The 21375-nt window shown below is 60.7% G+C and carries 23 protein-coding genes and 1 pseudogene; 10 read left to right on the top strand and 14 right to left on the bottom strand.

The window, feature by feature from the left end; all coding sequences use genetic code 11:
• Positions 1–26 precede the first annotated feature (26 nt).
• Positions 27–2216: an anthranilate synthase gene (locus tag AC1DF8_RS03720; protein WP_112972183.1), complete on the top strand. Its 2190-nt coding sequence runs from the start codon at positions 27–29 to the stop codon at positions 2214–2216.
• A 68-nt stretch (positions 2217–2284) separates the two neighbouring features.
• Here the strand turns inward: AC1DF8_RS03720 and AC1DF8_RS03715 are convergent, their stop codons facing one another.
• The 4 genes from AC1DF8_RS03715 to AC1DF8_RS03700 all read right to left on the bottom strand — a co-directional run bounded on the left by AC1DF8_RS03715 (position 2285) and on the right by AC1DF8_RS03700 (position 4350).
• Complete coding sequence (locus AC1DF8_RS03715) at positions 2285–2449, bottom strand: DUF1328 domain-containing protein (protein ID WP_007824505.1); 165 nt, start codon at positions 2447–2449, stop codon at positions 2285–2287.
• A 100-nt stretch (positions 2450–2549) separates the two neighbouring features.
• Positions 2550–3074, bottom strand: coding sequence for a hypothetical protein (locus AC1DF8_RS03710; protein ID WP_477995001.1), 525 nt, complete (start codon positions 3072–3074; stop codon positions 2550–2552).
• A 104-nt stretch (positions 3075–3178) separates the two neighbouring features.
• Complete coding sequence (locus AC1DF8_RS03705) at positions 3179–3859, bottom strand: GNAT family N-acetyltransferase (RefSeq protein ID WP_113147131.1); 681 nt, start codon at positions 3857–3859, stop codon at positions 3179–3181.
• Positions 3856–4350 carry a MarR family winged helix-turn-helix transcriptional regulator gene (locus AC1DF8_RS03700; protein WP_477995000.1) on the bottom strand — a complete coding sequence of 165 codons (495 nt, stop codon included), beginning with the start codon at positions 4348–4350 and terminating at the stop codon, positions 3856–3858. The genes AC1DF8_RS03705 and AC1DF8_RS03700 overlap by 4 nt, the downstream gene beginning before the upstream one ends.
• Before the next feature lie 214 nt (positions 4351–4564).
• On the opposite strand from AC1DF8_RS03700, the gene emfA reads away from it, so the two are divergent.
• Both emfA and queF read left to right on the top strand, forming a co-directional pair.
• Positions 4565–5479: a CDF family cation efflux transporter EmfA gene (gene emfA / locus AC1DF8_RS03695; RefSeq protein ID WP_477994999.1), complete on the top strand. Its 915-nt coding sequence runs from the start codon at positions 4565–4567 to the stop codon at positions 5477–5479.
• Positions 5479–5943, top strand: coding sequence for a preQ(1) synthase (gene queF, locus AC1DF8_RS03690; protein WP_112972187.1), 465 nt, complete (start codon positions 5479–5481; stop codon positions 5941–5943). Before emfA ends, queF begins: the two co-directional genes overlap by 1 nt.
• A 133-nt stretch (positions 5944–6076) precedes the next feature.
• Here the strand turns inward: queF and AC1DF8_RS03685 are convergent, their stop codons facing one another.
• Positions 6077–6838, bottom strand: coding sequence for a DUF2076 domain-containing protein (locus tag AC1DF8_RS03685; RefSeq protein WP_183885983.1), 762 nt, complete (start codon positions 6836–6838; stop codon positions 6077–6079).
• 115 nt (positions 6839–6953) lie between these two features.
• Positions 6954–7664, bottom strand: a complete 711-nt coding sequence (locus AC1DF8_RS03680; RefSeq protein WP_477994998.1) for a hypothetical protein — start codon at positions 7662–7664, stop codon at positions 6954–6956.
• Positions 7665–7819: 155 nt separating this feature from the next.
• On the opposite strand from AC1DF8_RS03680, the gene AC1DF8_RS03675 reads away from it, so the two are divergent.
• The 4 genes from AC1DF8_RS03675 (at position 7820) to leuA (ending at position 11836) form a co-directional block, all read left to right on the top strand.
• Positions 7820–8407 carry an ATP-dependent Clp protease proteolytic subunit gene (locus AC1DF8_RS03675; RefSeq protein WP_477994997.1) on the top strand — a complete coding sequence of 196 codons (588 nt, stop codon included), beginning with the start codon at positions 7820–7822 and terminating at the stop codon, positions 8405–8407.
• 162 nt (positions 8408–8569) lie between these two features.
• On the top strand, positions 8570–9784 hold the full coding sequence (locus AC1DF8_RS03670; RefSeq protein ID WP_477994996.1) for a benzoate/H(+) symporter BenE family transporter: 1215 nt from the start codon (positions 8570–8572) through the stop codon (positions 9782–9784).
• Between the two features lie 44 nt (positions 9785–9828).
• A complete protein-coding gene (locus AC1DF8_RS03665; protein WP_281026354.1) occupies positions 9829–9954 on the top strand; it encodes a hypothetical protein in 126 nt (41 codons plus the stop codon).
• Positions 9955–10111: 157 nt separating this feature from the next.
• Positions 10112–11836, top strand: coding sequence for a 2-isopropylmalate synthase (gene leuA / locus AC1DF8_RS03660; protein ID WP_113147134.1), 1725 nt, complete (start codon positions 10112–10114; stop codon positions 11834–11836).
• Between the two features lie 9 nt (positions 11837–11845).
• Here the strand turns inward: leuA and AC1DF8_RS03655 are convergent.
• Positions 11846–12314: pseudogene (locus AC1DF8_RS03655) on the bottom strand (winged helix-turn-helix transcriptional regulator); the annotation flags it as partial.
• A gap of 19 nt (positions 12315–12333) precedes the next feature.
• Between AC1DF8_RS03655 and AC1DF8_RS03650 the strand changes: the two are divergent.
• Positions 12334–13314, top strand: coding sequence for a quinone oxidoreductase family protein (locus AC1DF8_RS03650; protein WP_477994995.1), 981 nt, complete (start codon positions 12334–12336; stop codon positions 13312–13314).
• 3 nt (positions 13315–13317) lie between these two features.
• Here the strand turns inward: AC1DF8_RS03650 and AC1DF8_RS03645 are convergent, their stop codons facing one another.
• The 4 genes from AC1DF8_RS03645 to AC1DF8_RS03630 all read right to left on the bottom strand — a co-directional run bounded on the left by AC1DF8_RS03645 (position 13318) and on the right by AC1DF8_RS03630 (position 16522).
• Positions 13318–14154, bottom strand: a complete 837-nt coding sequence (locus AC1DF8_RS03645; RefSeq protein ID WP_477994994.1) for an anti-sigma factor family protein — start codon at positions 14152–14154, stop codon at positions 13318–13320.
• Between the two features lie 5 nt (positions 14155–14159).
• The gene (locus AC1DF8_RS03640; protein ID WP_477994993.1) at positions 14160–14672 is read right to left on the bottom strand and encodes an RNA polymerase sigma factor; all 513 of its coding nucleotides are present in this window, start codon (positions 14670–14672) and stop codon (positions 14160–14162) included.
• A 221-nt stretch (positions 14673–14893) separates the two neighbouring features.
• Complete coding sequence (locus AC1DF8_RS03635) at positions 14894–15454, bottom strand: tetratricopeptide repeat protein (RefSeq protein ID WP_477994992.1); 561 nt, start codon at positions 15452–15454, stop codon at positions 14894–14896.
• 159 nt (positions 15455–15613) lie between these two features.
• Positions 15614–16522 (bottom strand): metallophosphoesterase family protein, encoded by a 909-nt coding sequence (locus tag AC1DF8_RS03630; RefSeq protein WP_112543534.1) that lies wholly within the window; start codon positions 16520–16522, stop codon positions 15614–15616.
• 68 nt (positions 16523–16590) lie between these two features.
• Between AC1DF8_RS03630 and AC1DF8_RS03625 the strand changes: the two genes are divergently transcribed.
• Positions 16591–17070: an NUDIX domain-containing protein gene (locus tag AC1DF8_RS03625; RefSeq protein ID WP_113138777.1), complete on the top strand. Its 480-nt coding sequence runs from the start codon at positions 16591–16593 to the stop codon at positions 17068–17070.
• 3 nt (positions 17071–17073) lie between these two features.
• Here the strand turns inward: AC1DF8_RS03625 and AC1DF8_RS03620 are convergent, their stop codons facing one another.
• The gene (locus AC1DF8_RS03620) at positions 17074–18063 is read right to left on the bottom strand and encodes a glutathione S-transferase family protein (RefSeq protein WP_477994991.1); all 990 of its coding nucleotides are present in this window, start codon (positions 18061–18063) and stop codon (positions 17074–17076) included.
• A gap of 233 nt (positions 18064–18296) precedes the next feature.
• Here AC1DF8_RS03620 and AC1DF8_RS03615 point away from each other — a divergent pair, with 233 nt between their 5' ends.
• Positions 18297–18848, top strand: coding sequence for a GNAT family N-acetyltransferase (locus AC1DF8_RS03615; protein ID WP_477994990.1), 552 nt, complete (start codon positions 18297–18299; stop codon positions 18846–18848).
• Between the two features lie 35 nt (positions 18849–18883).
• On the opposite strand, the gene AC1DF8_RS03610 is transcribed toward AC1DF8_RS03615, so the two are convergent.
• Positions 18884–19300 (bottom strand): GNAT family N-acetyltransferase, encoded by a 417-nt coding sequence (locus tag AC1DF8_RS03610; RefSeq protein WP_112543537.1) that lies wholly within the window; start codon positions 19298–19300, stop codon positions 18884–18886.
• A gap of 2 nt (positions 19301–19302) precedes the next feature.
• Positions 19303–21375, bottom strand: a complete 2073-nt coding sequence (locus tag AC1DF8_RS03605) for a hypothetical protein (RefSeq protein WP_477994989.1) — start codon at positions 21373–21375, stop codon at positions 19303–19305.

Below are 21375 nucleotides of genomic sequence, written 5' to 3'. Positions count from 1 at the left end.
TCCGGGCCCGATAACGGAGTGGAACTATGGTAACGATCCTGCGGGATGATGGTGCGGAAATCTACGAGACCAAGGGCGGTATTACCGTCACGCGGCAAAGGCGGGCCATTCCCTATGCCGATGCTGTCTCGTCCTATGTCGACAAGCTCGATGAGCGGCGCGGCGCCGTCTTCTCGTCGAACTACGAATATCCGGGCCGCTATACGCGTTGGGATACGGCTGTCGTCGATCCGCCGCTCGGTGTCTCCTCCTTCGGCCGCAATGTCTGGATCGAAGCCTATAACGAGCGCGGCGAGGTCATCCTCGAGTTCATCGTCGAGCGACTGAAGACCGTCAGCGAACTGGAACTCGGCGCACTGACCGCGCGCAGGCTCGATCTGACGGTCAAGATGCCTGACCGCGTTTTCACCGAAGAAGAGCGCTCGAAGATGCCGACGGTGTTTACCGTACTTCGCGCCATCACCGATCTTTTCTATTCGCAAGCCGATGCCAGCATCGGCTTCTATGGCGCTTTCGGCTATGATCTCGCCTTCCAGTTCGACGCGATCAATCTGAAGCTGGAACGACCTTCCGACCAGCGCGACATGGTGCTTTACCTGCCGGATGAAATCCTCGTTGTTGATAACTATGCCGCCAAGGCCTGGGTTGATCGCTACGATTTCTCCAAGAACGGCAAGACGACCGAGGGCAGGGCAGGCGACATCGCAGCCGAGCCGTTTGTCCGCACGGATACGATCCCGCCGAAGAGCGATCATCGTCCGGGCGAATATGCCGAGCTCGTCGTCAAGGCGAAGGAGAGCTTCCGCAAGGGCGATCTCTTCGAAGTGGTGCCCGGGCAGAAGTTCATGGAGCGCTGCGAAAGCAAGCCTTCGGATATTTCCAAGCGGCTGAAGGCGATCAATCCGTCCCCCTATTCCTTCTTCATCAACCTTGGAAACCAGGAATATCTGGTCGGTGCCTCGCCGGAAATGTTCGTGCGTGTTTCCGGTCGCCGCATCGAGACCTGCCCGATCTCGGGCACGATCAAGCGCGGCGACGATCCGATCGCCGACAGCGAGCAGATTCTCAAGCTCCTGAACTCGAAGAAGGACGAGTCCGAACTCACCATGTGCTCGGACGTCGACCGCAACGACAAGAGCCGCGTCTGCGAGCCGGGTTCGGTCAAGGTCATCGGTCGCCGCCAGATCGAGATGTATTCGCGCCTCATCCACACGGTCGACCATATCGAAGGCCGTCTGCGGGACGATATGGACGCCTTCGACGGCTTCCTGAGCCATGCCTGGGCCGTGACTGTAACCGGTGCGCCGAAGCTCTGGGCCATGCGTTTCATCGAAGCGCATGAGAAGAGCCCGCGCGCATGGTATGGTGGGGCGATCGGCATGGTCGGCTTCAATGGCGACATGAATACCGGCCTGACGCTGCGCACCGTGCGCATCAAGGATGGGATTGCCGAAGTGCGCGCTGGTGCGACGCTGCTCAACGATTCCATTCCCGAGGAAGAAGAAGCCGAAACCGAACTGAAGGCCTCTGCCATGCTTTCCGCCATCCGCGATGCCAAGACCGGCAATTCCGGCAAGACCCAGCGCGATGTCGCCTCTGTTGGCAAGGGCGTCAACATCCTGTTGATCGACCACGAAGACAGTTTCGTGCATACGCTAGCAAATTATTTCCGCCAGACGGGGGCGACCGTCTCGACTGTGCGTACGCCGGTGCCGGAAGAAATCTTCGATCGGCTGAACCCTGATCTCGTCGTTCTGTCGCCGGGACCTGGGAACCCGAAGGATTTCGACTGCAAGGCGACGATCAAGAAGGCCCGCGCTCGCAACCTTCCGATCTTTGGCGTCTGCCTGGGCTTGCAGGCGCTGGCCGAAGCCTATGGCGGCGAGCTTCGTCATCTGGCTCTGCCGATGCATGGCAAACCGTCGCGCATTCGCGTGCTGGAGCCGGGCATCGTCTTCTCGGGGCTTGCCAAGGAAGTCACGGTCGGCCGTTATCACTCGATCTTTGCCGATCCTTCGACGCTGCCGCGGGATTTCATCATCACCGCCGAAAGCGAGGATGGCACGATCATGGGTATCGAGCATGCCAAGGAGCCGATCGCGGCCGTGCAGTTCCATCCGGAATCGATCATGACGCTCGGCGGCGATGCCGGCATGCGGATGATCGAGAATGTGGTGGCGCATCTCGCCCGCCGGGCCAAGACCAAGGCGGCCTGAAGGCCTTTCTCTTGAACGCATAAAAAACCCGCCGGAAACGGCGGGTTTTTTATGTTTGGGATGTTCGTCTATACGCGCCGCATGAGCCGGGCGACGATGGATACGACGAACAGCACCAGGAAGATGAAAAACAGGACCTGGGCGATCGAAGCGGATGCGCCGGCAATGCCGCCAAATCCAAGGACGCCTGCAATCAGGGCTACGACGAGAAATACCAGAGCATAGTACAGCATCGCGATCTCCTTTATCGGTTGCTGGCAATATAACGGAAACGAGAGCGCTTCGTTCCATTGGTGCCGCGACCAATTGAATTACGTGCTGGACCAATGCTTTTCAGCTGAACTGCAGGTCGGCCTTGAATGAGGGATCGCCGTCGCGTGGCATGGGCGGTTCGGCGGCTGCCAGATAGGATCTGGCCGGGCCGGTCAGCACGAACCAGAGACTGGCGCCGATCATGAAATAGGCGGCCGTTGGATCATCCGAGCGCGAGACGAAGGGAAGGCAGATGGCGGTGAAGAGGATGGCGAGCCGGACGGCCCATTCCGCCTCTCGCTTCATGAACGCCCTGGTTCTCAGCTTCTTGTAGGCCGCGACGTCGTAGCCGCCCATGTCGCGGCCGGATGTAAAGAGCATCCAGGCGGAGGGAAGCGTCAACATGGCCAGGCCGCCGTAACACAGAAGCAGCGCCGGCCCGGAGAGGAAATGCCCGGCAGCAAAGAGCAGGAGGCCTGTCACTGCAATATTCCAGAGCGGCTCCAGCCGCTCAGGCGACAGGCCGGTGCGACTATGCCAGGCCCGCAAGGAACTGGCCGCGCCGTCGAGCAACGGTTGGTCGATGTAGCGATTAATCCAATGCATATCCGCGCGGTCCCCAATTGACTGCAGGGCCGTCAACACCATGCAATTGGGTCGCTATCATGGCACAAACGGCAAAAGCAGGAGACCGCGGCGTTTTGGCTGACCTATGCGCCTCGCTTGACGACACGCAGGTTCATTTCGGACCGCAGTTTGAAGCCGAGCGCCTTGTAGAGCGTGATGGCCGGCGTGTTGGTGTAATAGGCATGCAGGAAAACTGTGTCGCCCCTGGCGGAGATTTCGCCCGCGACATAGCGGAACAGCAGGGTACCGAGGCCACGTCCCTGAAAATCCGGGTGGGTGCAGAGGCCGCTGAGTTCGCCAAACCCCGGGTGGCGCAGGCGCTGTCCAGCCATGGCGACGAGACGACCGTCGATCTTCACGCCCCAGAAGGTGCCCAGGCTCTGGGCGCGGAGCGTGAAGGGACCGGGTTTGGTCAGCGTCGCCAGCGCGAGCATTTCCTCCGCATCGTCAGAGGTCAGTGGCTGCAACCGGCTGTCGGAAATGCGCTCGTAAGGCCGCTCGGCGACCATCTGCACCAGCTTTCCCTCGGCGACGACCGTCAGTCCCTGCGGTATGATGACGGGTCCGGCTTCGACAATCGCCATGGCCTCATCAACGGCAGGAAGGTTCTCCAGCGCTTCGAGGCTTTCGCGCGTATCGTCGGCGGCGGCCGCGAAGGGGACGATTGAGGGCGGGTAGCGCATCGCCCGTTCGCCGCCTTCGGCGAGATCGGCATGTGCGGTGTGGAGCGCGTTCCAGATCGGCCGATCGAGAATATGGCTCATGGGGTCTTCTCCTTCAGGGCGCTCGTCCGGCGGGTAAGCGGTGCTTCGGCGAGGCCGTCTTCGATTGCTGCAAGCTGTTCCAGCAACGGGCCGTTGAGATCCCGGCAGAGATCGGCAACGGCGGCTGCGATATGCGGCCAAACCTGTTGCCTGGAATAATCGACGAGTTCCTGTCCTTTCGGTGTCAGCGACACGACCCTGCGCCGTTGATCCTCAGCGGATGGCTGCATGTCGAGGAAGCCGAGTTCCATCAGCTGGGAGGCGGTGCGGGTCGCGCCGGGCTGGGTTATGCCGACGGCTTGCGCCAGTTCGCCTATCGTCAGTGGGCCGAGCCTGTCGATGGCGCCGAGGAAAGGATATTGCGCGGCTTGGATGGAGACGCCCAGCCCCTCGATCACCTGCTGCGTATCGGCCTGCAGACGCTCACCAATGCGGCGGAAGCGGCTGCCGAGGCAAAGGTAGCCCAGCGATTTCACGACATCTTCCACCAAGGCCGTTTCTCCCAATTACATTACAGGTTATATAAATGGTTATAAAATTTTCGTCAATCAGATCTGTCTTTGTTCCGAAGTGCCAAAGCCTTTGACATTTCGAGTGCGATTGCCCATATCACCCGCATCAGCCGCCTGCGCGATTCCCGCGCGGGCGGTTTTGCGTTTCAATGGCTTAAATGCTGCAATTCATTCGCAACCGCAGGGGGACGATATGAGCGACGAGGGCAATCTCACGGTTCGGAAACTGGCGTTCTGGGGCATTCCCATGTCGCTTGGCGTCATGGGACTGAAGATGGTCGCCTGGTGGGTGACGGGCTCTGTGGCTCTGCTTTCGGACGGGCTGGAATCCTTCGTCAACGTGGTGGCGGCCTTCATCGCCTTCTTCGTCATCCGTTATGCGCAGAAGCCGGCAGACCATGACCATCCCTTCGGCCATCACAAGGCCGAATATCTTTCGGCCGTCACCGAAGGCGTGATGATCGTCGTTGCCGCGCTGCTGATCGTTCAGCAGGCCGTCGGCCATCTCGCCAACCCGCGCATGCTCGAGGCGCCCGTGCTCGGCCTTGCAATCAATATTGCCGCCGGTGTCATCAATACCGTCTGGGCGCGGCTTTTGATCCGTACCGGGCGACAGCACCGCTCTGCAGCCTTGATGGCGGATGGGCAGCACATCATGTCGGATGTGGTCACTTCGGTTGGCGTTCTCGTTGGCCTGCTTCTGGCGCTTGCGACCGGTTATGCGATCTTCGATCCCATTCTCGCCATTCTCGTTGCGCTCAACATTCTCTATCAAGGCTGGAAAGTGATCTCGCAGTCGGTCGGCGGACTGATGGATCAGGCGGTCGAGCCGCAGGAACAGGAGGCGATCAAGCAGGCAATCGCCACCCATGCGGCAGGCTCTATCGGTGTGCATGATCTCAAGACCCGGCGTGCGGGCTCGGTCACCTTCGTCGATTTCCATCTCGTCGTGCCCGGCAAGATGACGGTTCGCGAAGCGCATGATATTTGCGACCGCCTTGAAGATGCCATCCGCGCCGTGCATGCGGGCGCGACAATTGCCATTCACGTGGAGCCGGAGGGCGAAAAGGCCCATGGCATCCGCGTCAAAGTGATCAAGGAGGCGTAATGCCCAATACAGACGTTTCCAGCCTTTCGATGCTGGGCCAGCAGACGGAAACCGCCAAGAACCCCGAAGAGGCGATTCTGGAAAAGGTGCCATCCAATCATGCCGGCACCGATTATGTCGTGCGCTTCACCGCGCCGGAATTCACCTCGCTCTGCCCAATGACCGGACAGCCGGATTTCGCCCATATCGTCATCGATTACATTCCCAATGAATTTCTGGTGGAATCGAAGTCGCTGAAGCTCTTCCTGCATTCCTTCCGCAATCACGGAGCCTTCCACGAGGATTGCTCGATCTATATCGCCAAGCGCATCGTCGAGCTTCTGGATCCGAAGTGGCTGCGCATCGGCGCCTACTGGTATCCGCGCGGCGGCATTCCGATCGACGTCTTCTGGCAGACCGGCAAGCCGCCGGAAGGCGTATGGTTGCCGGATCAGGGTGTCGCCACCTATCGTGGACGTGGGTGAGACGTGGTCGGGCGCAGCCAGCGATCGATCCAGTGAATCGATTGCAACGGCGAACGCCCTGAGCTCAAGGCGAAGGGCCCGGAAACGATGTGGCAATTGAAACCAACTGCCACTCTTTCCTTAAAGCTAAATCCTAAACATCCGTCGTGTCGTCACCGGAATCATCCGTGAAGTCATCGTTGTCGTCGTAATCGGCCTGCTGGATGTTGTCGTTGTTATCATTGTTGTCAGCTCTGGAATCATCCGCCTGACTGTTGTCGCCGTAGTAATTGTTGATGACGGTTTCCTCGGTGGGCGCACCGGCATTGCCGAAGGGATTGGCGCCGCCAAAAGGCGAACCCAAGCCGAGCGACGACATGTGGTTGCCGAAAATGCCTGAGAGGGAGTTGGCGAGAAGCATGCCGCCGGCCACGCCGGCCGCGGTGCCGAGAGCGCCACGCAGGAAGCTGCCGCCGGCAGAGGGTGCCGAGGCCTGCTGGCTCCATGGGCCGGTCGGCTGCTGCGGCATCTGGCGATTGTTGTCATAGCCGCGCGGCGGCTGTTCGTAGCTGTCCCTCGGCGCGCTGCCCCAGGGACCGGGAGCGGGGGCCGGCTGCTGCGTCTGGGTGCTGCCGAAGATCGAGCTCAGGAAGCCGCCCTGCTCGGCCTGGCGGTGATCACCGGCGCCGGCTTCAAACTGCCGTACACGCTCTTCCAGTTCCTTGATGTGGTTGGCCGCCGCCTCCAGGCCCTTTTCCTGCACGATGACGGCCTGCGCCAGATAGTAGGTGGCGGAGGGCTGCGTGCGGGTCGCTTCCGATATCAGCGCTTCGGCTTCCGGATCGCGCGGTGTTGTGCCTGCGGTGCGGACGCGATCGAAAAGGGAGGTCAGCAATTGGCGTTCTTCCGGTGACATGTTCTGTCTCCTTTAAAGTTCTGCGGCCTTACCATTCGGCGGATGGGCCGCGTAAAGCTGAGTTAGGAAGCGATTAGGGCATTTCAAAGCCTTGGCGACTTACATTTCAGTAAGCTCAGACCTCCTTCAGCCAGATGCGCAGAGGTCCCAGAATTTCGAAGCCCGCGCGCACCGCTTCGTCCAGCTCGTCGCCGCGTTCATAACCGACAAGCGGCTCTCGCGGATAGAGCTCGGCCGCCTGCGCAATCAGCCCACGACGGATGGTTTCGCCGTGCCGGCCTTCGGCAAACAGGTTCGATAGGCCGACTACTCCGGCATCGCGATTGAGGATGCCGCCGCCAATCGGCTTGTCGTGTTCGAAGCCGAGCAGAAAGGCGATTTCGGGGTCGTGGAGCAAGGGTTCGCTAAAGATCCTCTGCGCTACCGGGCTGTTCGCCTTGCTCCATTCCACCTCCCATCGGGTAAGATCGGCAGCGCTTTCCATGCGCTTCCAGGAGATTGGAGATGGCACTGAAACTGGCGTGCGCATTCCGATCCATTCGGCCTCGAACAGCAGCGTGAAGCCGAGCGGCTCAATATCGAGGGCCGCATAGCTATCCTTGATCGCCCAAACGCGTTCCTCGCTGTTAACAAGAGTCGCGATCGCCTCCGTCTGCTCGCCGTCCGCCTCCGTCAGCGTCACGATGTCAGGATAGAAGGGCGGCGTACCACGGCGGTGAAACCAGAGTGTGGACGTGAACTCACCTGGCGAGCCCAGCGCCTTGCAGACCGCATCGCACCAGAATGCATTATTGCTGATGGCAGCACGCAGAAAGGTGGAGGCCATTTTATGTTTCTCCCGGGCTTTTCAGATGATGCGATGATATCGTCCGTTTGTCATAAGAATATCTTCACCGCTTCCTGCTTCCTCTTTTTCCCGCATTGTTTTACGCATTGAGTCGCACTATGTGCGAGGAACCGCATTGGACGAGAGAGGTTCGAATGAACGACGAAGAAGAACAGGACGACAAGACGAAGGAACTGCCGCTCGGCAAGGAAACGGAGGCGAACCTTTTCAAGTCGCGTTCGATCTTCATCTACGGGCCGATCACGCAGGAACTGGCGCAGAAGGTCTGCACCCAGCTCGTGGCGCTCGCCGCTGCCAATGACGAAGACATCCGAATCTATGTGAATTCGCCTGGCGGCCACGTCGAATCCGGCGATTCCATTCACGACATGATCAAGTTCATCAAGCCGAAGGTCTGGATGATCGGTACGGGCTGGGTTGCCTCGGCCGGCGCCCTCATCTATGCCGCAGCTCCGAAGGAACGCCGCATCTGCCTGCCGAACACCCGTTTCCTGCTGCACCAGCCGTCCGGCGGCACCCGCGGCATGGCTTCGGATATCGAGATCCAGGCACGCGAGATCATCAAGATGAACGAGCGCCTGATCAAGATCTTCTCGAAGGCTACCGGCCAGTCGGAAGAAAAGATCGCCAAGGATATCGACCGCGATTACTGGCTCTCGGCTGAAGACGCCATTGCCTATGGTCTCGTCGCTCGCGTCGTGACCTCGCAGAGCGAAATCTGATTTTTTCGCTGATGCTGCCTTGAATTGACGCCCCGTTTGCGATCCGCAGGCGGGGCGTTTCCATGTCTGCCGGCATGCTGCCATGCAATCTAGTGGGATTGCCGCGCAAGCGAACATTTCCAGGGGCAATCCGGCTTGCGCGCAATTCGCTTATGCTGCTCCATGCGCAATCTTCGCAGCCGGAGTCGCGCCATGCTCAAAGATTTCTCCGTACAGAGCCTGTTCATGGGGCTTCTGACGGCTTTCGTCGGGTTCACCAGTTCCTTTGCCGTCGTGTTGCATGGGCTTCAGGCGGTGGGTGCGACGGATGCGCAGGCGGCTTCGGGGCTGATGGCGTTGTCGATCTCGATGGGGCTTTGCGCTGTCATACTCAGCGCCGTCACGCGTCTGCCGGTCAGTATCGCCTGGTCGACCCCAGGGGCTGCACTGCTTGCGAGCATCGGAACGATTGATGGTGGCTTCAATGCAGCGGTCGGCGCGTTCATTCTTTGCGGCGTGCTGATCGTTGTCGCCGGGCTGTTCAAGCCGCTCGGACGGGCGGTTGCCGCCATTCCTGCGCCGCTTGCCAATGCAATGCTGTCGGGCGTGCTGCTCGGCCTTTGTTTTGCGCCGGTCAAGGCCGTCGCCTTCAATCCGCTGCTCGGTCTGCCGATCATTCTGACCTGGATCGTGGTCGGCGCCTTCAAGCGCCTTTGGGCGGTGCCGGCGGCGCTGGTGGCTTTCGTGCTGGTACTGGCCTTCGGTGTCGATATTCCCGCGGGTGCCTTCTCTTCGCTCGAGCAGTCGCTGGTGCCGGTCATCGATATCGTGCATCCGGTCTTCAATCTCTCGGGTTTCGTGTCGATTGCCCTGCCGCTCTTCATCGTGACCATGGCGTCGCAGAATATTCCTGGCATCGCGGTGCTGAAGGTCAATCACTATGATCCGATGCCGGGGCCGCTCTTCGCGGTAACCGGCGTCTTCTCGCTTCTGGCGGCGCCTTTTGGCGGCCATGCGGTCAACCTGGCGGCGATCACCGCAGCGATGTGCGCCGGGCAGGACGCGCATGCCGATCCCTCGCGGCGGTATTGGGCGGCGCTGATCTCGGGTGTCGGCTACGTCATTTTCGGCCTGCTTGCCGGAGCGGTGACGGCCTTTGTCGCGCTGGCGCCACCGATCCTTATCGAGGCCGTGGCCGGTCTGGCACTTGTCGGCGCCTTCTCCAGTTCAGCCATGGCCGCTTTCCAGGCACCGGAATCGCGTGAGGCAGCCGCAATCACCTTCCTCGTCACTGCGTCAGGCGTTTCCTTCGGCGGCATATCCGGCGCCTTCTGGGGGCTGATCGCGGGCGGGCTGATGCTGGCGCTGTCCCGTATCGTGCAGGCGAGGAAAAAATAGGCGAGGGGTTGCCGGATTTTCCGGCGGAGGCTATAAGCGCGGACATGAAGAGCACAAGCGCACGGATTTCCGAGACGATTGCACGCGGCCGCACGGCCCTGCGTGACAATACGCGCGCCCTGACCTCGCTTCTTCTCCTCGGCCTTACGCGCGGTTGCCGGGTCCTTTGAGGAGCGCCCGGCGGCCGAAAGCCCGCCCGGCCATCGCTCCTCGCGACTCACTTTCAAAATTGACCAAACGACCGATCAAAGGTCCGCATTTGCAGTCGCCAAGCCTGATATGATCGGCTAAGACGCGAGGCAAATGCCGGGACGAGGAGACAAGACAATGGACACGACCACCCGCCGATCCTCCGCAGGCGCCAAGGGCATGCCCGACGCCGCCGTCAAATACCGGCCCTATCCGCAGGTGAATATCCCCGACCGCACCTGGCCGACCAAGACCATTTCCAAGGCGCCGATCTGGTGCTCCGTCGACCTGCGCGATGGCAACCAGGCACTCGTCGATCCGATGGGCCATGACCGCAAGGCGCGCATGTTCCACCTGCTCCTGGAAATGGGCTTCAAGGAAATAGAGATCGGTTTCCCGTCCGCCTCGCAAACCGACTTCGATTTCGCCCGCTGGTGCGTGGAAGAGGGCAATGTGCCTGACGACGTCTCGCTGCAAGTGCTGGTCCAGTGCCGACCCGAACTGATCACCCGCACCTTCGAGGCGCTGGAAGGCGCAAAGCAGCCGATCGTGCACTTCTACAATTCCACCAGCGAATTGCAGCGCCGCGTGGTCTTCGCCAAGGATGTGCACGGCATCAAGCAGATTGCCGTCGATGCCGCCAAGATGATCAGCGACATGGCGGCCAAGGCCGGAGGCGGCTATCGTTTCGAATATTCGCCAGAAAGTTTCACCGGCACCGAGCTGGATGTGGCGCTGGAGATCTGTAACGCCGTCATCGAGGTGATGAAGCCGACGCCTGACAACAAGCTCATCATCAACCTGCCTTCGACGGTAGAGATGGCGACGCCGAACGTCTACGCCGACCAGATCGAGTGGATGTGCCGCAATCTCGACAACCGTGAGAACCTGATCATCTCTCTGCATCCGCATAATGACCGCGGCACCGGGATCGCCGCTGCCGAGCTCGCTCTGCTGGCTGGTGCGGACCGCGTCGAGGGCACGCTCTTCGGCAATGGCGAGCGCACCGGCAATGTCGATGTCGTCACCATGGCGCTCAACATGTTCACGCAGGGTGTCGATCCGCAGATCGACTGCTCCAATATCGAGCGCATCAAGGAAGTGTTCGAATATTCGAACCAGATGGCGATCACCGAACGTCATCCCTATGTCGGCGAACTGGTCTACACGGCCTTCTCCGGCTCGCATCAGGATGCGATCAACAAGGGCATGAAGGCAGCACAAGTCGCCAACCATCCGGTCTGGGAAGTGCCGTACCTGCCGATCGACCCGCGCGACGTTGGCCGCTCCTACGAAGCGATCATCCGCATCAATTCGCAGTCCGGCAAGGGCGGCATCGCCTATATCCTGCAGCAGGACTACGGGCTCAACCTGCCGCGCAACCTGCAGGTCGAATTCCGCGGAGACATCCAGCGCATTACCGATGAAGAAGGTAAGGAGCTTCCGTCAAAGCGTATCCACGACCGCTTCATCGAGCGCTACGTGACCCAGCCGGATGGCCGCCTGAAGTTCGTCGATCATCACACCTACCCTGACACCGAGCGCAAGGGACAGAGGGTCGTGGCGGCCGAAATCACCGACAATGGCGAGATCAAGCGTATCGAAGGCCGCGGCAATGGCCCGATCGACGGCTTCATCAACGCGCTGTCGCATTATCTCGGCATCGAGATGTCGGTCGAGGACTATTCGGAACATTCGTTGCAGCACGGCTCCAATGCCGCCGCTATCTCCTATGTCGAGACGTCCTACCCGGGCGGCAAGCTCTTTGGTGCCGGTATCAACACCAATATCGTCGCGGCATCGCTCGAAGCGATCGTGTCGGCTGCCAACCGCGTGCTCGACGTGAAGGCCGGCAAGGCCTGAGCATTCCGATCAGGCCGCGATCGCCTCAGGATGACGCGGCCTGACGATGCAATCGGCGAGCTCATCGAGTTCGCCCTGCGCCTTCGCGTGGTTCTGTCCCCATTGGCAGAGTGCGAGTAGAATTGGCTCCAGCCCGAGGCCGAGCTCGGTTGTGCTATATTCCACCCGCGTCGGCACCTCGGCAAAGATCTTTCGGCGTACAAGGCCGTGCTCTTCCATTTCCCGTAGCTGCTGGATCAGCACCTTCTGGGTGATGTCAGGCATCATGCGCTTGAGTTCCGAAAGTCGCCTGGGTCCTGAGAAGACGTGATAGAGGATGACGGGTTTCCATCGCCCGGAAATGACCTTCAAAGCGCGTTCCACAGGCAGTTTCGGTAATCTTTTCATGGGCTCGGCCATGGTCACCTCCTGGTGGGTATAGCACTGATATGTGTGTATTTTGAACTGTAAATCGAGTGCTAAGGCCTGCTTCACGCCATCAAAACGTGAGGTCCGCCATGAAAGCCGTTCAATTCACCCGCTTCGGTCCGCCTGAGGTTCTCGAAACGATCGAGGTGCCGAAACCGGAACCCAATGGCGGCGAGGTGCTGGTGCGTGTCCATGCTGCCGGCGTCAATTTCTTTGAGGTTCTGATGCGGGCGGATCGTTATGCCGTCACGCCGCCACTGCCTGTCTTTCCCGGTGTGGAGGTGGCAGGCATTGTCGAAAACATTGGGGCGGATGCCGATCCGTCGCTCTCTGGCGCACGTGTCGCTGTCCCGCTCTTCGCAATCGGGCGTGGCTTTGGCGGTTATGCCGAATATGTGGCTGTGGAAGCTGGAGCGGCGGTGCGTTTGCCGGACAGCCTTTCCTTTGCAGATGCGGCGGCGTTGATGGTGCAGGGCCTGACGGCTCTGCACATGGTGCGTCGTAGTCCGCCGAAAGGAAAGGTGGTGCTCGTCAACGCTGCCGGCGGCGGGGTCGGATCGCTGTTGCTGCAGCTTGCCAGGCGGGAAGGAGCAAGCCTGATCATTGCCGCAGCAGGCAGCGAGGCCAAGAGGAAAATTGCACTTTCGCTCGGCGCCGACGTGGCGGTCGATTATACCGCCAAAGATTGGGCCGGTCCCGTCAAGGCAGCGACCGGAGGGCAGGGCGCCGATGTCATTTACGAGACGGTTGGCGGTGATGTCGCGAGGGCGTCTCTGGCCGCACTTGCTCCGGCCGGAGAAATGCTCTTGGCGGCCATGGGGCGGTTCTCGCTGGAGCTTTCCGAAATCCGCTCCATGCTCGATGCAAACCAGTCATTGAAGGGTTTTTCGCTCCTGCCGTTGATTGCCGCTGACAAATGGAAGGGCGATCTCGCTCTCCTCTTCGATCTCGCCGCAACCGCAGCGTTGAAGGTCGTGCACGGCGGGAGTTTTTCACTTGATGAAGCGGCTGAGGCGCATCGCGTGCTCGAAGAGCGCCGGATCAGCGGAAAAGTCGTTCTGGTGCCTTGACCATCAAATGGCGGCGGCGACTTCCATGGCGAGCTGGCCGAGAGAAGCCTCGGCGGAGGGGCCGGCCAATACATAGGACGTGCCCGCATTGTGCCAGGTCACAAGGCCGATTTCGTCGCGGATCGTTTCCTTGAAATCTTCCGTTTCCGGTGGCTGCGCATCCTTGCGGAAACATATCGAGATGATATCGCCATCTGTGTTGGAATAGACAAGCTGGCCGACAGGGCGGTTGTCGCCAAGGATCACGCGCGCGCCCTGGAAGGTCCAGGATCCAGCGGAAAGATCCGGCACGCGGAACGGCACGCCGATCGCCGTTGTGAGCCAGGAGGAGATTTCCTCGGCTTGGGAGGCCGGCACCTCGACGAGGTGACGCGGCTGGCGCACGAGAAGCCGCTGAAAGGCGGTGACGTCGCCCAGCCAGTCATTGGTGTTGATCTGCGCCGCCGCGACCGGTGCAGCGTCATCCGTATCCGGCGCATTGCCGATGAAATAGCCGATGCCACCACCGACGACGAAGAGAATGAGGGCAGCGGCAAGCGCCTGACGGCCGTTCGGCGCGAGCTTCAGCTGCGGGCGCGCGCTGCGCGGGGCGATCGGCGTCTTCGGCGGCTGCGTGCTCTTGATGGAGCGGACAAGCGCCAGCGGAACAGGTTCTTTCAGCATGTCGTCCAGCTTGCGGCGTCCGAAATCGACGCCGTGGCGGAGCTTGTCGTAGATCTTGCGGGCACTTTCATCCGTCGCCAGCCGGCCTTCGAGCTCCAGCTCCTGTTCCGGTGTGGTTTCGCCATCGAGGAGGGCGGCGAGCTGGGCTTCGAGCGGCTGTTTTTTGAAATCGAGCAAATCAGTCAGTACCTGTGAACGGGCGGATTGTGACCGGACAATGCGGCGAAATGGAGTCGTGCGGTGGCAAGCTGGCCGGCAATATTGCCGATTGTGATGCCCATGATTTCGGCTGCCTGCTGATAGCTGTGGCCTTCCACGTCGATCAGCACGAAAATGCTGGCCACGCCCTCGGGCATCTCCGCAAGCATGCGGTGCAGTGCGTCGGTATCGACGGCGGCCACGCGGTCGCGAATGGCGTCGCGGATATCGGTCACATTGCCTCGCGCGGCCGGACGCGGCTTGCGCTTGCGACTGTCTTCCGCCCATTGCTGGCGGGCCAGCATATAGATCCAGCTTTCGAGCCGGCCTTCGCCGTTCCACTGATGTCCCTTGGAAATAGCGCGCAGACACACCGACTGAACCAGCTCATCGGCCGCGGTCGTCTCTCCCGCGAGCGTAATGGCAAAGCGGCGGAGGCGGGGCAAGAGACCGACGAGGTCACGCCGGATATCGGTGGTGGTTGCGGGTTGGCGCATGGTCTTTCCAAGAAGCATTCACGTTGGCCGAAACTCATACCAGCATCGAATATGGGCCAGCTTCGCATGCGGGGCTTGCCCGGCGGGCGCGAAGCCATCGTATTCATCCCGGCCATACAGGCGGCTTTTATGGAACAGGTCGCCTGTACTTCGCAAGCGCGGGGTGCAATTCATCCATCCCTTGCCAGGGGATTTACGCACGATACCCCGCGGAGCTTGTCTCAATATGTCCTGTAGCCGTTCAGGCTCTGCAGCAGAGCGCGATAGGCCCAGGTGTTTTCGCCGCCGCGATCGCGAATCTCGACGAGCTGGACGCGGGCGCCCTGGATGTCGCCCTGCTCGGCAAGCGCCATGCCCATATAGGAGCGTGCGAGGATGTAGTTCTCATCCTGCTGCAGCGCCTTCTTGTAGTAGGACATGCCGAGCTCCACGCGGCCGGCCTTGCGGTTGGCATAGCCAAGATAGTTCAGGATGCGCGGATCGTCCTGATTTTTGGCGAGATTGAGCACCGTGATGGCGTTTTCATATTGGCCGGCATAGGCGAATTCGCGAGCGAACTTGTAGAGATCGTCATCGTTGAAGCTCTGCTTCTTCGGGTCGACGCATTCTTTCTTCTTGGCATCCCACACCTTGCCTTTGCTGCAGGTCTTGGTCGTCTGGGTCTTCTGCGGCGGGGAAGTCTCGTCATTGTTGTCGCCGACCGCGAAAGCGGACGTGGCGAGGCCTAAAGCAAAGACGGAAACAAGCGAAAGTCTGCACAGGCGACGAAGAGAAGCAGTCATCGGGCGTACTCCGTTTTGAAACGCTGCGGTTGTCGGATTGTACGCCGACGATTGAAAATACCAAGAGCCCCGGCGGCCTTTATTGCTGATCTTGCGACACTGGCAAACGCTCTTCACGCGTTGCTTCAATCGCCGTCGGAACTGATTCCGCAAACGGCGTTAAAATGCGAAAATATCAGCGCTTTCCGGCATCATGCCGTCACCGGTGTCGTTGATGCTGAAGCGCTCGCCCTTCACCTCCCAGGCGCCGGGAGAACCGGAAATGGAGAAGAGATTGTAGGCGGCGCGGGGCTTGATGCCGCCCGGTCCCTGCGAGGCAGAGGCGATGCCGATGACAGGGACGGGACCTGTCTGCCCGCGCAGCCAGTAGAGCGTATTGAGATGCGTATGGCCATGCAGCACGAGTTCCGCTCCGCCGGTGGAAATGACGGCTGCGAAACGGCGGATGCCGATCATGCGCTTGTAAAAGGAGGTCGCGCCGCGGATGGGCGGATGGTGGATCATGACGACACGGAAGAGGCCGGCTTCACCGGCAGCGCGCAGCATGTTGACCGTATCGCGCGCCTGGCGCGCGCCGAAGAAGCCGGAGGCCGCGAAGGGTGGGGTTGCGACGGCCGTCGAGCAGCCGACGATTGCGACCTTGTCGCGGATGCGAAGGTAGGGGAAGATGTGGCGGTCTTCTTCCCATTGCGGCGGAGCGAGGTCGCCGCGCACATAGTCGTACCAAGCGCGCATCGACTTCTCATAGGAGCCTGGCACATAGGCATCGTGGTTGCCGGGAACGACCGAGGTAGCGGCGGGATCGCCGAGTTCGCGCAGCCAGGCTGCGGCGGCGCGGATCTCGATGCCGCTTGCGAGGTTGACGAGGTCGCCGGTCACCGCCAGATGGTCAGCCTTATGCGAACGGATATCGTTCAGCAGCAGATCGAGCGTGCTGCCGAAAAGATGCTTGCGCCGGTTGCGGTGCCAGTTCACAAAGCCCGTAATACGTTTTGAAAAAAGTTCGTGAATGGAAAGGCGGGGCAGGGGTCCGAGATGGACGTCGGAGATATGCGCTAGCTTGAACATGCAACGACACATAGACCAGCTTATTTACAATTCAAACACATCCGCGCGATGAGAGTATGAAAGAGCCCATGGCAGACAAACAAACATGGCCCCTTCACATGAAAGTGTTGGTGCGGCTGCTGCACGTGTATTTTTCCATCGCGCGCGGAATGACGATGGGGGTCCGTGCAGCCTGTTTCGACGAGCAGGGACGCCTCTTTCTCGTTCGTCACGGCTATACCGGCGGATGGCATATGCCAGGCGGCGGGCTGGAGCGAAACGAGACGGCAGAAGAAGCGCTCATCAAGGAATTGCGGGAGGAAGGCAACCTTAGGATCGTCGGCAAGCCGCAACTCTTCCACGTCTATTTCAACACCAGTATCACCCGGCGCGATCATGTGGTCTTCTATCGCGCCACCGTGGAACAGACGGCACCTCGGCCGCCGGACTGGGAAATTGCCGATAGCGGCTTTTTCGAGATCGACAACCTGCCGGCGGAAACGACCGAAGCGACGCATAGGAGGCTGACCGAGCTCCGCGGCGAGGCGGAGCCGGCACATTACTGGTAAAGCTCAGGCTGCGGCTAAAAGCTTGTCACGGCCATGTGGCCGGTCGAGATCGAGCGCCGGACCAACGGGCACGATGCCGGTCGGGTTGATGGTCTTGTGGCTCCGGTAATAGTGTTCCTTGATGTGTCGCAGGTTCACCGTGTCGGCAACACTAGGGGTCTGATAGAGGTCACGCAGATAGGCCGGCAGGTTGCGGTAGTCCTCGATACGGCGGATATTGCATTTGAAGTGGCCGACATAAACGGGATCGAAACGTACGAGCGTCGTAAAGAGCCGCCAGTCGGCTTCGGTCTGGCGATCGCCGAAAAGGTAACGGCCCTTGCCAAGGCGCTCATCGAGCCTGTCCAGCGTTTCGAAGAGCTTGACGACATTTTCCTCGTAGGCTGCTTGCGTGGTGGCAAAGCCTGACTTGTAGACGCCGTTGTTGACGGTGTCATAAACCACATCGTTCAGCGCATCGATGTCTGCCCGCAGGTCATCCGGGTAATAATCCGCTGTCGAGCCCGTCAGGTGATTGAAGGCGCTGTTGAACATGCGGATGATTTCGGCCGACTCGTTGTTGACGATCGTGCCGGTTTGCTTGTCCCAGAGAACAGGGACAGTGACGCGGCCGGAATAGTGCGGATCGGCCTTCACGTAGATTTCCCAGAGCGCCTTGGAGCCAAAAAGATGGTCGCCGGTGGCGCCATTGCCGACTTTGAACTCCCAGCCGTTTTCCACCATCAGCGGATCGACGACCGAAACGGAAATCAAGTCTTCGAGCTTCTTCAGCTTGCGGAAGATCAGCGTGCGATGCGCCCAGGGACAGGCGAGGGAAACATAGAGATGATAGCGACCCGCTTCCGCCTTGAAGCCGCCTTTGCCGCTGGGACCGGCTTCACCGTCGGCCGTGATCCAGTTGCGGAACTGCGATGGCTGACGCTTGAAATGACCCTTCGTTTCCTTCGTATCGTACCAGACGTCATGCCAGACGCCGTCTACCAGCATGCCCATGTTTTCTACCTCTGAAATTGGTTGTTGCAGCATAGATATTGCAGTGCGCCGCATTTTGCAGGTTGGCAAAGATTGAACACTGCGTCTCGGCCACCCAGTTCTTGACCGAATTTTTGCAATGGACGCCGGAAATTTTTCCTGCTATCCGCCTTCCTCACAAAATTCTGGAATCCTGCTTGATGTCTATTCTCAGAGGCCTGCGACGACGCTGATGTTCCCGAACGCCTGAGGGCGTGTTCGCGAACCCATATATCTGCGTCTATACGGTCTCTGTTACCATGCTCATGTACAAGCACGATCTCGTCTACCTCACCGAGGATGCGTCTCACGACGCCGCTATCGAACACATCAACGAAGAAGCCTTCGGCCCGGGCCGGCATACGCGCGCCGCTGCACGCATCCGCGAGCAGGGACCGCATGACCTGTCGCTCTCCTTCATCTGCGCCGATGACGGCGAAACGATCGCTTCTGTGCGAATGACGCCGGTTATGGCCGGAACGGTGAAGGGGCATCTGCTCGGACCTCTTGCGGTGCGGCCGTCGCACAAAAGCAAGGGCATTGGCCGGGAGCTGGTGCGCATTGCGGTGGAAGCTGCCAAACGCAAGGGCTCGGAAGCCGTCATACTGGTCGGCGACCCGCCCTACTATTGCCCGCTCGGCTTCGAAAAGGTCGCTTATGCCGCGCTGACCTTTCCTGGTCCGGTCGATCCGAGCCGCGTTCTCGTCGTGCCATTCGCGGAAGATGCGCATGCCCGGCTGAGGGGCAAGATTGCCTGGCGGAAGTAGGGCATTTCCGTCCTTTTTTGCTGGAATTGCTCTCGTCACAGCATCTTCTTGAGGAAGGTCCGCGTCCGGCCGTCGGGAAAATCCGGCAGTTCGCCGAAGACCTCGTAGCCCTGACGCTTGTACGCGCTGAGCGCATTCGGATTGAACGTATCGATCCAGGCCCCGCGGCAGCCGCGGGCAGCGGCTTCTTCTTCCGCCTTTGCAAGGATCTTGCCGGCCATGCCGCTGCCGCGGAGCGTATCGGGAATGTAGAGCAACTGTACGAAGAGCCAGCCCCAGGCAGTGTAGCCGGACAGACCGCCGGAAACCTTGCCGTCGGTATCGCGGATCAGAACGGCAAGCGCCTGCCGCTCGGACGGGCCGACATCCTCGGTGTTGAAAGCCGTCAGGCCATCGGTGATGACAGCGAGCTCTTCCGGTGAAGGGGAAGCGGTGAGCTCGAATTCCGGCATTTTTATCGTCCTTCGCGCCACCACATGGCGCCAAAGGCGAGAAGCAGAATGCCGACACCTGCAAAGCCTGCGAAGAGCGGCAAGGTGTTGATGCCCTTCAACACGGTCTCGTTGGTCATGCGGATCTGCATGCGGTCATTGTCGGTGACGCGTACCTGGCCCCGCACGGGAAGGATCGGCGGGACACTGATGGCGCCGGCATTGTTGACGACACGGGTCACGAGGCCGCGGCTCTTGTCGGTGATAGGCTTCAGAGCCGCCGTCGTCGAGATCATCGCCTTGAATTCCGGGGCATCGACAGCGCCGACATGGGCGAGTGTCGTCAGGTCGCCATTGCGGATTTCGAAAAGGCCGATCTCGTCCATGCGCTTTTCGGCCTTGTAGAGGCCGGGCTCGGTCTGCGTCAGCGGCAGGTTCTCGGTCTTGCCCGAGGGGTAGCGGACGACCGCGTCACCGGGGGCATCGCCGATCGTCTGGCGGGTGATTTCCAGCGTGCGGCCGGAGGTGCGCGCTGTCAGTGCCTCTTCTTCCAGCGCCGGTTCCTTCATCAGCCAGTGGGCGATGCGGCGATAGAGCGAGACATGCGGGCCGCCGCCCTCGAAGCCACGCGCCCAGAGCCAGCCCTGGTCGGAAAGCAGCATGGCGACCCGTCCCTGGCCGGCGCGGTTGAGAACCAGCAGCGGATGGTTGTCGGCGCCAACCATAACGGTCTGGCCCTGCGGCCGGTCGACATCGACGCTGCGGAACCAGCGGCCCCAATGCGGCGGCTCGTCGCCGGAGCCGTCAAGCCCGCGCGTGACGGGATGCTTGCGGCCCTGTTCTGACAGGCGGGGGTAGAAGGCTTGCTCGATCATCCGGCCGGTCGGCTCTGCCGGCAGCACGGAGGCGAGCGGCGTCATGGCGATCGATTCCGGGCTTGCATGCTCGGGGCCGGCGGCAATCAGCAGCGCGCCGCCGTTTTCCACGTATTGCGCGATGTTGTCGTAATAGAGCATCGGCAGCACATTGGCGCGGTCCTGATAGCGGTCGAAGATGATCAGATCGAAATCCTTGATCTTGTCGACGAAGAGCTCTCGCGTCGGGAAGGCGATCAGCGACAGCTCGTTGATCGGCGTGCCGTCCTGCTTTTCTGGCGGCCGCAGAATGGTGAAATGTACGAGATCGACCGACGCGTCGGATTTCAGGAGGTTACGCCAGGCGCGCTCGCCGGCATGCGGTTCGCCCGAGACGAGGAGGACGCGCAGGTTCTGGCGGATGCCATCGATGATGTGCACGGCGCGGTTATTGGCATCCGTTACCTCGCCGGGAATGCCGGCAACGGAGAATTCCAGCACATTCGGGCCACCGCGGGCCACCTTGAAGGAGAAGGGCGTATCCTGGCCGGGTGTTGCTTGAAGGGTGGCGATCTCGTCGCCATTGAGGCGCACCGTCACATTTGCCGCGCCGCCCGGGCTCGGGCCGTCGTCGAAGACCCGCAGGACGAGCTGCTGCTCCTCGTTGACGATGCCGAAGCGGGGGGCCTTGATGACTTCGATGCGGCGATCGAACTCGTTCGGCTTGCCGGTGATCAGGCCATGGATCGGTGCGTCGAAGCCGAGCGCCTGATTGACGCCGGGTACGTCATGCACTTCGCCATCCGTCAGCATGATCGCGCCGCCGACGCGCGAAGGCGGCACGTCGGCGATCGAGGCCGAGAGCGCATCGAAGAGACGCGTGGAGGGCACATCGGAATTCCGGTCCTCGTTCACGTCCACGAACCGCGGCTCGATTTGCGGAAAGCGCGCCAGCTGCGTCTTCAGCGAGGCGAGCGCCTCATCGGTCATCGTCATGCGATCGGCCGTCTGCTGGCTCTGGCTGCGGTCGACGATAACGGGAACGATGGTTGACAGCTGATCGCGGTCCTCCTGCAGCAATACCGGGTTGGCAAGTGCTGCGAGGAGGGCGAGAGCGGCAAGAGTGCGGATCCACGCGCCGCGAATGCCACGCCAGATCGCGAATATGGCGATCAGAAGGACGATGCCTGTCAGCACCGCCAGAAAGGGCCAGGGAAGGAAAGGCGAATAATCGATCGTCAT

This window comes from Rhizobium sp. 05N49, assembly GCF_056396805.1.
Note: the sequence above shows the minus strand (reverse complement) of the source record. Positions and strands in the feature narration are given on the sequence as shown.